9 protein-coding genes and 1 riboswitch are annotated in these 12717 nt (G+C 72.7%); of the genes, 1 reads left to right on the plus strand and 8 read right to left on the minus strand.

All coding sequences use genetic code 11. The features are described 5' to 3' along the window. Positions 1-200: 200 nt before the first annotated feature. The 8 genes from AC3AQ1_RS07845 to AC3AQ1_RS07880 form a co-directional block, all read right to left on the minus strand. Complete coding sequence (locus tag AC3AQ1_RS07845; protein ID WP_108718530.1) at positions 201-1145, minus strand: carbohydrate ABC transporter permease; 945 nt, start codon at positions 1143-1145, stop codon at positions 201-203. After that, the gene (locus AC3AQ1_RS07850; RefSeq protein WP_108718531.1) at positions 1142-2131 is read right to left on the minus strand and encodes a carbohydrate ABC transporter permease; all 990 of its coding nucleotides are present in this window, start codon (positions 2129-2131) and stop codon (positions 1142-1144) included. Before AC3AQ1_RS07850 ends, AC3AQ1_RS07845 begins: the two co-directional genes overlap by 4 nt. Before the next feature lie 216 nt (positions 2132-2347). Further along, the gene (locus tag AC3AQ1_RS07855; RefSeq protein ID WP_370445339.1) at positions 2348-3775 is read right to left on the minus strand and encodes an ABC transporter substrate-binding protein; all 1428 of its coding nucleotides are present in this window, start codon (positions 3773-3775) and stop codon (positions 2348-2350) included. Between the two features lie 699 nt (positions 3776-4474). Beyond that, the gene (metE, locus tag AC3AQ1_RS07860; RefSeq protein WP_108718533.1) at positions 4475-6847 is read right to left on the minus strand and encodes a 5-methyltetrahydropteroyltriglutamate--homocysteine S-methyltransferase; all 2373 of its coding nucleotides are present in this window, start codon (positions 6845-6847) and stop codon (positions 4475-4477) included. Positions 6848-6933: 86 nt separating this feature from the next. After that, positions 6934-7881 (minus strand): methylenetetrahydrofolate reductase, encoded by a 948-nt coding sequence (locus AC3AQ1_RS07865; protein WP_159096439.1) that lies wholly within the window; start codon positions 7879-7881, stop codon positions 6934-6936. 42 nt (positions 7882-7923) lie between these two features. Then, positions 7924-8025: riboswitch (SAM riboswitch) on the minus strand. 259 nt (positions 8026-8284) lie between these two features. Further along, the gene (locus AC3AQ1_RS07870; RefSeq protein WP_108718535.1) at positions 8285-8779 is read right to left on the minus strand and encodes an NUDIX hydrolase; all 495 of its coding nucleotides are present in this window, start codon (positions 8777-8779) and stop codon (positions 8285-8287) included. A gap of 40 nt (positions 8780-8819) precedes the next feature. Next, positions 8820-9209: a barstar family protein gene (locus AC3AQ1_RS07875; protein ID WP_108718536.1), complete on the minus strand. Its 390-nt coding sequence runs from the start codon at positions 9207-9209 to the stop codon at positions 8820-8822. Between the two features lie 143 nt (positions 9210-9352). Then, positions 9353-10267, minus strand: a complete 915-nt coding sequence (locus tag AC3AQ1_RS07880; RefSeq protein ID WP_108718537.1) for an SMP-30/gluconolactonase/LRE family protein — start codon at positions 10265-10267, stop codon at positions 9353-9355. A 39-nt stretch (positions 10268-10306) separates the two neighbouring features. Between AC3AQ1_RS07880 and AC3AQ1_RS07885 the strand changes: the two genes are divergently transcribed. After that, entirely contained in the window at positions 10307-12673 is a 2367-nt protein-coding gene (locus AC3AQ1_RS07885) for a glycoside hydrolase family 3 N-terminal domain-containing protein (RefSeq protein ID WP_108718538.1), read from the plus strand. The last annotated feature ends 44 nt before the right edge of the window (positions 12674-12717 follow it).

Here is a 12717-nt window from a genome sequence, read left to right on the forward strand (position 1 = left end):
GTGCGGCGCCGGTGCGGCGCGCAAGCTCGACCGGCGCCGGTGCGGCGCGCAGTCTCGACCGGCGCCGGTGCGGCGCGCAGTCTCGACCGGCGCCGGTAGCGTGTGCTCACCGCACGCGGGCGCCGAGTCGACCGCAAGCACGCGAAGGCCCCCCGCCCTGCTGGGCGGGGGGCCTCCTCTCCTCCTGGCAGCGATCGGCGTCAGCCCTTGACCGACCCCGCCAGAAGCCCTCGGACGAAGTACCGCTGCAGCGAGAAGAACACCACGAGCGGCACGATCATCGAGATGAACGCACCCGCGGTGAGCAGGTGCCACTGGCCGCCGCGCGAGCCCGCGAGCTCGGCGATCGCCACCGTGATCGGGCGGCTGCCGGTGTCGGTGAACGTCAGGCCGACGAGCAGGTCGTTCCAGACCCAGAGGAACTGGAAGATCCCGAACGCGGCGATCGCCGGGACGAGGAGCGGCAGCAGCACCTGGAAGAAGATCTTCACGTGGCCGGCGCCGTCCACCCGGGCCGCCTCGACCAGCGCGGGCGGGATGTCTTTCATGAAGTTGTGCAGCAGGAAGATCGCCAGCGGCAGGCCGAACATCGCGTGCGAGATCCACACCGACCAGAAGGTGCCGTTGATCCCCATGTCGACGTACGCCTTGAGCAGCGGCACGAGCGCCACCTGAAGCGGCACGACTTGCAGCGCGAACATCGCCACGAACAGGAAGTTGCGCCCCTTGAAGTCGATCCACGCGAACGCGTAGGCCGCCAGCAGCGCGATCGTGATCGGGATGAGCACGGCCGGCAGCGTGATGACGAACGAGTTGACGAAGAACGGCCCCAGACCGCCGGACCCGGACCAGGCGGTCTCGTAGTTCTGGACGGTGAACGGACCGGTCAGGCCGGTCCACCAGCCGCTGCGGCGGATGTCCAGCTCCGGTCGGAACGAGGTCACCAGCAGGCCGACGGACGGGATGGTCCACAGGATCGCCACGAGGATCGCGACGGCCGACGCCCAGGGCGAGGACAGGCGCGAGGCGGCGGACTCCGACCGTTCGGCGATCTTCGAGCGACGCAGCCGCCCACGGCGCCGCTCGTCACCTCCGCCGTCGGCCGTCTCGACGAGAGTCGTGGACTCGATCGCGGGATAGCTCATCGGATCTCCTCCACCTTCTTCATCTGCCCGATGTTGTAGACGACGATCGGGATGACCAGGACGAACAGGATGACGGCGAGCGTGGCCGCGAGGCCCTGGTTCGCCTGCCGGAACTGCTGGGTGTAGAACTCGTTCGCCACGACCGACGTGCCGAACTGACCACCGGTCATCGTGCGGACGATGTCGAACACCTTGAGCGTGCCCATCGCGATCGTCGTGAGCACGACGACGAGGGCAGGCCGGACGCTCGGGATCGTGATGTAGCGGAACATGCTCATGCCCTTGAGCCCGTCCAGCCGCGCCGCCTCGATGATGTCGTCGGGGATCGCCTTGATCGCGGCCGAGAGGATGGTCATCGCGAAACCGGTCTGGATCCAGATCATCACGACGATGAGGAAGAACGTGTTCCACGGCTGGGTGGAGAGGAACTGCTGCGGCTCGCCGCCGAGCCACACGATCACCTGGTTGAGCAGACCGGTCTGCTTCACACCGGGCTGGTTGGGCTTGAACTCGTAGACGAACTTCCAGATGATCGAGGCGCCCACCATGGAGATCGCCATCGGCAGGAAGACCAGCGCCTTGGCCACCTTCTCCCCGCGGGTGCGGTCCACCAGCACGGCGTAGATCAGGCCCAGTGCCGTCGAGAGCAGCGGCACGAGGATGACCCAGATCGCGGTGTTGCGCAGCACGAGCAGGAGCTCGGGGTTGCTGAACGCCTGAGAGTAGTTGTCGAGGCCGACCCAGGCGCTGCCGTTCTTGTTCTTGAACGAGTTGATGATCGTGAGGATCGCGGGATAGATCAGGCCGATCGTCACGAGGATGATCGCCGGGCCCGCGAAGGCCACGGCGACGACGGTGCCGCTGATCCGCTTGGGGCGGTCGACGGCGAACAGGATGAGGGCCATGACGGCGGCGAACAGGAGGATCGCGATGACCATCACCACGATCTTCTCGCCCGCGGCCTCAGGCCGGAGCAACCAGTCCATGAAGGGGCTCCCTCCCGCCGGCGACGTCACCGGCGGATGCGTGTCCGACCTCGCGGCCGGAGAGGTGGGCTGACTCGAGCAGGACCTCGAGACTGGCTCGGCACGAGTGCCGAGGTGGAACGAGGGGGCCCACCAGGAGGTGGACCCCCTCGAACCGGTGCTACGGGTGAAGCGGGGTGCCGGCGCTCAGCCGGCGCTGTGCCGTTCGACGGGCGATCAGCTGCTGGCGGGCCAGGAGGCCTCGATCGTGTCGACCACCGTCTGGGTGTCCGTGCCGGTCAGCCAGTTGACGATGCCGGTCCAGAACGTCCCGGCGCCGACCTCGCCGGGCATGAGGTCCGAGCCGTCGAAGCGGAACACGGACTCCGGGTCCTGGAGGATCTGGGCGTTGAGCTTGTCGAACTCGGTCGCGAGGTTCTCCGGGTCCAGGCCCTTGTTGGCGCTGACCCAGCCGCCGGTGTCGGTGGCCTTCGCCTTGGCGTTGGCCCACTCCGGGGAGGACAGGTAGGTCTGGAACGCCTGGACCTCGGGACGGTCGGCGAACGCGGCCACGAACTCGCCGCCGCCGAGGACCGGCTTGCTCGTGCCGTCGCCCGGGAGGTAGAACGCGTAGACGTCGCCGTCGGGGGCCACGTTGGTGCCCTCGGGCCACTGCGTCGCGTAGAAGTTCGCGGCGCGGTGCATCCAGCAGGTGCCGTCGAGGATCCCGAAGCCGGCGTCCGTCCACGTCGTGGTGGCGATCGAGTCGACGCCGCCGAGGCCGGCGTTGACGAACTCCGGGTTCTTGAGGATCTCGCCGGCGGTGTCCCACGCGTCGACGATCTGCGGGTCGTTGAACGGGATCTCGTGGGTGACCCACTGGTCGTAGACGTCGGGGCCGGCGGTGCGCAGCACCACGTCCTCGATCCAGTCGGTGCCCGGCCAGCCGGTCGCGTCACCGGACTCGACACCGGCGCACCACGGCATTGCGCCGTTGCCCGCCTTGGCCTCGTCGGCGATCGTCTGCGACAGGGTGATCATGTCGTCCCACGTCTCCGGGATCTCGTAGCCCGCGTCCTCGAACATCGAGGGCGAGTACCAGACGAAGGACTTCACGTTGGCGCCGAGCGGAGCGGCGTAGAACGTGCCGTCGACCGAGCCGTAGTCCTTCCACTTCGGGTCGTAGTACTCGTCCACGTTCGCGGCGGTCTGCTCGGGCGCCGCCACGATCTTGTCGCCGTACTGCGTGACGATCGTGTTGAGCAGGCCCGGCTGGGGCAGGTACGCGACGTCGGGCAGGTTGCCCGCCTGGATCCGCACCAGGAGCTGCGCCTCGAACTCGCGCGAGCCCTCGTAGTTGATGGTGACGCCGGTGCAGTCCTCGAACGGCTTGTACGACGCGATCTGCTGGTCCGACTCCGGCTCCACGATCGACGTGTAGACCGACACGCTCGTGCCGCTCAGGTCACCGAACTCCTCGTACGGTGCGCAGTCGATCCCCTCGGCCGAGCCACCACCGCCATCGCCCGTCGTGTCGCCCCCACCGGTGGCGTCCCCACCGCCACCGTCGCCGCTCGAACACGCGGCAAGAACGAGTGCGAGCGAGCCGGCAGCCACGATGGCAGCGCTCCCACGCAAACGTCGCATCCCAATCGATGAGGTCATCTTGTTGCTCCTCCACAGCGTCGTGGTTCGCCGCCCCCGGTCAGGCCGCGGCGATCCCCCGAAGGGGCTGACCGCCCGATACAACCCCGGGACAGCGCGCTGCGCAACTGACGAAACGATTCAGTGCCGTAACGGTTGCGTAACGGACGCCGTCGAATCGCAAGAATCCAGTAAAGACTTGCGGTGCCTTGCGAGCGAGCGTTCGACGCGGCGGCCACCGGGACCACGTGGGGCGCGCCGTCGGACACGTGGCCACGTCTACGGTGGACACGGCGACCGCAGCGTCCACGCGGCGCGCTCCAGGAGCCCCGTTGCCGCGCCCACGGTGGACGTGGCGACCGCGGCGTCCACGCAGCACGCGGCAAGAGCCCCGTTGCCGCGTCCCTGGTGGACGTGGCGACCGCGGCGTCCACGCAGCGCGCGCCAAGAGCCCCGCTGCCGCGTCCCTGGTGGACACGGCGACCGCAGCGTCCACGCAGCATGCGGCAGGAGCCCCGCTGCCGCGCCCACGGTGGACACCGCGACCGCAGCGTCCACGCAGCACGCACCAAGAGCCCCGCTGCCGCGCCCACGGTGGACACGGCGACCGCAGCGTCCACGCAGCACGCACCAAGAGCCCCGGGTGACGCGCCCCACGCAGGCCCGCGCACGCCCGTGGCGACCCCCGCGGGGACCGCCACGGGCCACGCGCAACCGGCGTCAGACCGCCGTCGTCGCCCCGATCTCCGCGCGCACCCGCCGGGCCGCCCCGACGAGCGCCTGCAGCGCCGCCGTCGTCTCGGCGTAGCCGCGCGTCTTGAGCCCGCAGTCCGGGTTGACCCACAGCGAGCGCTCGCCCACCGACTCCAGTGCGAGCCGGAGCAGCTCGGTGACCTCCTCCTCGGACGGCACCCGCGGGGAGTGGATGTCCCATACGCCCGGACCGATGCCGCGCTCGAAGCCGGCCGCCGCGACGGCGGGCAGCAGCGACATCCGCGAGCGGGCCGCCTCCACGGAGGTGACGTCGGCGTCGAGCGCGTCGATCGCCCCGAACACCTCTTCGAACTCCGAGTAGCACAGGTGCGTGTGCACCTGGGTGCGCACCGCCACCCCCGAGGTCGCGAGCCGGAAGGCCGCGACCGCCCAGGCCAGGTAGGCGTCCTGATCGGCGCGGCGCAGCGGCAGCAGCTCGCGCAGCGCCGGCTCGTCCACCTGGATCACGCCGATGCCGGCGGCCTCGAGGTCGGCGACCTCGTCGCGCAGCGCGAGGCCGACCTGCGTCGCGGTGTCGCCGAGCGGCTGGTCGTCGCGCACGAAGGACCACGCGAGGATCGTCACGGGCCCGGTGAGCATGCCCTTGACCGGCGCCGACGTGAGCGACGCCGCGTAGGTCGCCCAGGGCACCGTGATCGGAGCCGGTCGCGCGACGTCGCCCCACAGGATCGAGGGACGCGTGCAGCGCGAGCCGTAGGACTGCACCCAGCCCTGCTGCGTCACCGCGAAGCCGTCGAGCTGCTCCGCGAAGTACTGCACCATGTCGTTGCGCTCCGGCTCCCCGTGCACGAGCACGTCCAGCCCGAGCTCGGTCTGCAGCGCGATCACGCTGGCGACCTCGGCGCGCATCGCGTCCTCGTAGCCCTGTTCGGTGAGCTCGCCGCGGCGCAGCGCGGCCCGCGCCCGGCGCAGCTCAGCGGTCTGCGGGAAGGAGCCGATCGTCGTGGTCGGCAGCGCCGGCAGGTCGAGCACCGCCTCCTGCGCAGCGCGGCGCACCGCGTACGGCTCCCGCGTGAAGGACGACGGCGTGAGCGCGGCAGCCCGCGCCCGCACCTCGGGCCGGACCACGCCGGGCGCGCCGGCACGGTCGGCCAGGGCGGCCCGGGCCGCGGCGAACGCGTCGGGTGCGCCGTCGGCGCCGGCCGCGATCGCGAGCACCTCGGCCACCTTCTCGTCCGCGAACGCCAGCCAGCCGGCCACGCGCTCGGGCAGCAGCGGGGCGCCGGCCTCGTCGGCCACCGTGTGCGGGACGTGCAGGAGCGACGTCGACGTCGAGACCGTCGTCGCGCCCGCGCCCAGCGCAGCCAGCGCGGCGACCCGCGCGGCCGCCGCGTCGAGGTCGGTGCGCCACACGTTGTGTCCGTCGACCACGCCCGCGACCAGCGTGAGCGCGCCGAGGTCGGGCGCCTCGCCGTCGGGCACCTCACCCTTGACCAGGTCGACGCCCACGGCCTCGACGCCCGCGGTCGCGAGCGCGGCGAGCGCCTCACCGGGCAGCGTGCCGTAGGGCGCGGCGACAAAGATCGCCGGTCGCTCCTGCGCGGCGGCGAGCGCTGCGTACGCGTGCCCGACGGCGGAGGCGAGCTCCGCCGTCGTGCGCGCCCAGGAGTCGCTCACCAGGGCGGGCTCGTCGAGCTGCACCCACTCCGCGCCCGCCGCGCGCAGGTCCGCGAGGAGCGCGGCGTAGCCGGCGACGACGACGTCGAGCCGGTCGAGCGGGTCGAAGCCCGCCGGGGCGTCGGCCGCGGCCTTGGCGAGCAGGAGGAACGTGACGGGACCCACGAGCACCGGACGGCCGGCGACGCCGAGCGCCGCCGCCTCGCGGACGTGGTCGGCGCGGCGCGAGCCACGGTAGGCGAGCGAGGTGTCCGGGCCGATCTCGGGGACGAGGTAGTGGTAGTTGGAGTCGAACCACTTGGTCATCTCGAGCGGACCCTGCGCCGTCGTGCCGCGAGCGAGCGCCCACTCGACGGCGAGCGGCAGCGGCTGCACCGTCGCGCCGTCCCCCTCGGTCAGGAGCGGAGCGACCTCGGGGTCGGAGGCGAGCCGCGCCGGCAGCGCACCGAGTGCGAGCACGACGTCGAGCACCTGGTCGTAGTGGGCGAAGTCCAGCGGGACGGCGGCCGGCGCGGTGAGGCCGAGGTCGCGCAGGCGCGTCACGGCTGCGCGACGCACCTGAGCGGCGCTCGCCTCGAACGCGGCCTTGTCGGTGCGGCCGGCCCAGTGGTCCTCGAGCGCACGCTTGAGCTCGCGGCGGGGGCCGATGCGCGGGTAGCCGAGGATCGTGGCGGCGGGGAACGGGGTGGGCTGAGTGGTCATGGATGCTCTCCTGGAACGGGCGGTGGCGAGGAGAGGCTTCGTGCTCGCCGTTGGTCGGGTGAGGTCGAGTGACTGAGGGAGGCGGGTCAGGCCGGAGCCAGGACCTCGTCGAGCAGCCGCGTCACCGCGGCGTGCTGGTTGAACGTGTAGAGGTGCAGACCGGGGGCGCCCGCGGCGAGCACGCCGCGGACGAGGTCGGCGGTGCGCCGCACGCCGAGCGCGTACGCCTCCTCCGGGCCGCCGGCCGCCTCGAGCTCGGCGAGCAGCTCGGCGGGCTCGGGGATCCGGTTGAGCGCGCACAGCCTGCGGATCCGGTCGGGGTCGGTGAGCGGGAGCACGCCCGGCACGAGCGGCAGGACGATCCCGGCCGCGCGCGCGGCGCGCTGCAGCGCGACGTACGCCTCGACGTCGAAGAATACCTGGGTGATTGCGAAGTCCGCCCCCGCGTCCTGCTTGGCGCGCAGGGCGGTGAGCTCGTCGTCGCGCACCTGGAACTCGCCCGGCAGGCCGGGCACGGTGTAACCCGGGTAGGCGGCGACGGCGATGCTCACGCCGTCGCGCCGGGTGCGGCGAGCGACGAGGCGCTCGACCGGGCTCGCGGGCGGCAGGCCGAAGCGCTCCGCCTCCACCTCGCGGATGAGCGCGACGAGGTCGCACGCGCGCGCCAGGCCGTCACCCCCCGGCGACCACTCGCCGCCCTCGGGCGGGTCGCCGCGCAGCGCCAGGAAGTCGCGCACGCCCGCGTCGAGCAGGCCGCCGACGACGTTGCGCAGCTGCGACCGGCTGCGCCCGACACAGGTCAGGTGGGCGATCACGGGGACTCGGGTCTCGGCCAGCAGGTGCTCGACGAGCGCCTGCGAGCGCTCGGACGTGGTGCCCGAGGCGCCGTAGGTGACCGAGAAGTAGTCCGCCTCGCCGGCCGCCAGGCGCGCCGCCGTCTCGTGGACCTGCTCCTCGCCGCGCGGAGTGCGCGGCGGGTAGAGCTCGAAGCTGATCGTGGGTCGTGGGGCGCGGTAGAGCTCCGACGTGGTCATCGTCGCCTCCCGCTGCGCCACGGGTGGTGTGCCCGCATGGTGTCTCCATCGATCCTGGCGTGAGCACCCTTCCCGCGGGAGGCTTCCGTTGGGGGGTTGCTGCGGCGTCGACGAGCCAGGTCTCTCGGCCGCTCTGGATGGTGAGGGCGAGCCTAGCGCGGGCGTTCGCCCCCGTCCACGGACCGGATCGCGGTCCGCATCGCGAGACGCGGCGCGAGACGCGGCGCCGACGGCGTGACCTGCGTCGGCGGGACGGTGTGGCGGTCCGCCGAGCTCTCGCACGCGACCAACGAGCTGGCCGGCGTCACCGGCTGAGGCGATCTTCGCCGTCGGACCCCTCGCCCCGGACCTCTCGCCCGCCGGGCGAGGAGTCCGGGGCGAGCGTCGTTCACGGCGCGGGCTCTCAGACCCGGAACGTCGCCTCGCCGCGCTCGGCGAGCGCGGAGTCCAGCCGCGCCCGCATGCGCTCGGACATCGGCGGGAGGTTCCCGACGGCGAACCAGCGCGCCTCGGTGTTCTCCCCGTCGGCGGGGTGCGGGTCGCCGGACGCCCAGGTGAACCGGAAGGTGAGGTCGAGATACTGAGACCGGTCGCCGTTGTCGTAGACGACCTCCTCGGTCACCGAGACCGAGGCGAGCCGGGTCGCCGTCGCGACGACGCCGGACTCCTCGAGCACCTCGCGCGCGGCGGCGACGGCGGGCTCCTCGCCGGGGTCGATGATGCCGGTCACGGGCGTCCAGGCACCGTTGTCGGCGCGCCTCACGAGCAGGACCTCGAGCACGCCCCCGTCGCTGGAGTTCCGCCGCTCGCGGAGCACGACGGCGGTCACGCCGCTCAGCCAGAGCGGAGCGGTCCCGATGTGACGGCGCAGCTCGAGGACGAACTCCGGTGTGGGCATGCGAGCCAGGGTACGCAGGCTGGTGCCGTGGTTGCGCGAGTCAGGCGAGCTCGAGGCGGTACCGGGGGTGATCGGCGAAGACCTCGAGCACGAGGTCGGCGTACGTCGGGCCGGCGCCGGCCTCGAGCTCGCGGATCGCGGCCTGCGCCCGTGCGACGTCGAAGCCCGGACGGGCGATCTTCTCGCGCCACCAGGCGATCGTGGCGTCGACGCCGAGCGCCTCGCGCGAGTGGGCGAAGTCGCGCCACACGAAGGTCGGCGCCTCCTCGAGCCGAGCGAGCGTCCCGAAGCCGCCGTAGAGGACGTCGTTCAGCGCGTCGAGGCTGGCGCCCATCCGCCAGTCCTCGCCGGTCATGAGCAGGTCGTCGAGCTGGTCGTAGAGGTCGGCGATCGAGTCGATGCGCGCGCCGTCGATCACGAGCTCGGTCATCGGGTCAGGCTAGTGTCGCGTCCCACGTGGACACGGCCACCGCCACGTCCACCCCACACGCGGCAACCACCCGCCCGACGCGGCCCCGGTGGACACCGCCACCGCCACGTCCACCCCACACGCGCCGACCGGCACGGGAGACCTCAGACCGAGACGTCCCCGAGCCGGACGAGGAACACCGACGACGTGGCGGTGAGCGCCAGGGTCGCGAGGTCCGGGGAGAAGGCGAGGTTCGCCGTCGTGAACGGGGTGTGCAGCGTGCCGAGGTGGCGCGCGGGGCGACCGACCGCCGAGGGCGGCGCGAGGATCTCCACCCCCGCGGTGGACGAGCTCCAGATCCGACCCGTCGGGTCGACCCGGATGCCGTCGGGCCAGCCGTGGATCGTCTCGTGCACCACCCAGCGCCGGCCGAGCTCCGGCCCGTCGAGGCTCATGCGCACCACGAACCCGAGGATGTGGCTGGCCTCGGAGTCCGCGACGTAGAGCACGGACTCGTCGGGAGCGAACGCGAGTCCGTTCGGCGCGGGCATCGGCGGGGAGTGCCGCGTGACGTTGCGGACCCCGCCGACCATCCCGCGCGGATCCACGCGGTAGACGTGCGTGCCGTCGATCTCGGGTGATCCGCCGAACCCCTCGGTCGGCTTGTCGAGCCCGTAGCGGGGATCGGTGAACCAGACGGCGCCGTCGCTCGCGACGACGAGGTCGTTCGGGGAGTGGAACCGGGCGCCGTCGATCAGGTCCGCCACGATCGTCCACCGGCCGTCGTGCTCGCGCCGCACGACGGCGCGCTCACCGTGGCTCGCGGCCAGCAGCCGGCCCTGTCGGTCCACGGTGTGGCCGTTCTGGTGGAAGGACGGGTCGATCCAGACGCGCGCGCCGCGCGCGCGGTCCCAGGCGTGCAGGCGGTTGCCGACGACGTCGCTCCACACCAGCGTCGTGCCGAGCCACGCGGGTCCCTCGAACCACGTGCCGCCGGAGGCCACCTCCTCCAGCGTGGCGGCGCTGTGGAACAGCGCGCGGACGGAATCGTCGACGACGTCGAGCTCGAGTCCGGTCACCGGCTCACCCTAACGAGCGGTGCCTGGCAGGCTGGTCCCATGACGTCGACGACGACCCCCGCCGCCCACCCGTTCGCAGGCGCCCCCTTCCTCGACCCCGCGCTGCCCGTGGCCGCCCGGGTCGCCGACCTCGTGGGCCGGATGACGCTGGCGGAGAAGGTCGGCCAGATGATGCAGCTCCCCGCCGGGGGCTACCAGGGGGACGACGACCCCGACCTCGTACGTCGGCTCGTCGTGGACCACCACGTCGGCTCGATCCTGCACGCCTCACCCGAGTCGCTCGCGAAGGCGCACGACCTCGTCGCCACCACCCGGCTGCGGATCCCGCTGCTCGTGGGCGAGGACTGCATCCACGGGCACTCCTTCTTCCGCGGCGCGACGATCTACCCCACGCAGCTCGGCATGGCTGCGACGTGGGACACCGACCTGGTCGAGCGGGTCGCGCGCGCGACGGCGGTCGAGGTCGCCCCGACCGGCGTGCACTGGACCTTCTCGCCCGTCCTCTGCATCGCGCGCGACCTGCGCTGGGGTCGCGTGAGCGAGACGTTCGGCGAGGACCCCCATCTCATCGGCGAGCTCGCCTCGGCGATGGTCCGCGGCTACCAGGGCGACGGCCTCGCGGACCCGACGGCGATCCTCGCCACCGCGAAGCACTTCGCCGCCTACTCCGAGACGCAAGGCGGGCGCGACGCGTCCGAGGCGGACGTCTCCCACCGCAAGATGCTGTCCTGGTACACCCCGCCGTTCGAGCGCGTCGCCCGAGAGGGCTGCGCGACGTTCATGCTCGGCTACCAGGCGCTCGACGGCGTGCCGATCACCATCAACCACTGGCTGCTCAACGAGGTGCTGCGCGGGCAGTGGGGCTACCAGGGGATGCTCATCACCGACTGGGACAACGTCGGCCAGCTCGTCCGCATCCAGCGGATCTCCCCCGACTTCGCCGACGCCGCCGCGCGCGCCGTGCTCGCGGGCAACGACATGGTGATGACCACACCGGAGTTCTTCACCGGCGCGCAGGACGCCGTCGCGAAGGGTCTGCTCCCGGAGGAGGCGATCGACGCCGCTGTGGGCCGCATCCTCACCCTGAAGTTCCGGCTCGGCCTGTTCGAGGACCCGCGCCGCCCCGACGTCGCCCTCCAGGCCACCGCGATCGGCACCGCCGAGCACGCGGCGCTCAACCTCGAGATCGCGCGGCGCAGCCTCGTGCTGCTGCGCAACACCGGCGGCACGCTGCCGCTCGCGAGCACCCCCGCCGAGGCGACCACGCCCGACGGCGAGCCCACCCGGGTGCGTCGGCTCGCCGTCGTGGGTCCCAACGCGCACGACGAGCACACGATCCTCGGCGACTGGGCCGGGGCGTCCGGGCAGGCGCCGTGGCTCAGCGACGGGCACCCGCGCGAGATGACGACCACCGTGCTGGACGGGCTGCACGCCGTCGCGCCCACTCACGGCTGGGACGTCGCGCACGCGCGCGGCGCCGACATCTGCTCGCACGGGCCGGACCCGCTCGGGGCCTTCTTCCCCGACGGCCAGCCCCGCCCGCCGGTGGTGCTGCCCGCCGCGCCGGACGCCGCGCTCATCGAGGAGGCCGTCGCCGTCGCGCGCGAGGCCGACGCGATCGTCGCCGTCGTCGGCGACCGGATCGAGCTCGTCGGCGAGGGTCGCTCGACGGCGACGCTGGAGCTGGTCGGCGGGCAGATCGCGCTGCTCGACGCCGTGGCCGAGGTCGCGACGCAGCGCGAGGTGCCGCTCGTCGTGGTGGTCCTGGCGAGCAAGCCGCTCGTGCTGCCGCCGTCGGTCGAGGCCGCGAGCGCCGTGGTGTGGGCCGCGAACCCCGGGATGCGCGGCGGGCAGGCCGTGGCCGAGCTGCTGTTCGGCGACGTCGAGCCGACCGGGCGGCTGCCGCTGTCCTGGCCGCGGCACGTGGGCCAGACGCCGGTGTTCTACAACCAGATCCCCCACCAGCACGGCACCCGGTACGCCGACCTCACGCAGGACCCGCAGTGGGTGTTCGGCGAGGGGCTGTCCTACTCCGAGGTCGCCTACGCCGACCTCGCGGTGAGCACGCCCGTGCTCGGCCTGCCAGGCAGCGAGAACGACGTGGTGCGCGCGACGGTGCGCGTCGCGAACACCGGCGAGCGGCCCGTGATCGAGACGGTGCAGGTGTACGTCGAGGACGTCGTGACGTCCGTGACGTGGGCCGGCAAGGAGCTCAAGGCGCACCGGCTGGTGCCGCTGCAGCCCGGCGAGTCGGCCGTGGTCGACCTCGAGGTGCCGGTCGCGGCGCTCACGCTCGTGACCGCCGACGGCGAGCGCGTCGTCGAGCCGGGACGGTTCGCCCTGCTCGTGGGGCCCAGCTCGCGGGCCGAGGCGCTGCTGCGGGCCGAGCTCGACGTCGTCGGCTGATCGCCGCTCGCGCCGGGCTCGGGAGTCGCACGCCGCTGCCCCGC

Source organism: Miniimonas sp. S16, from assembly GCF_057748195.1.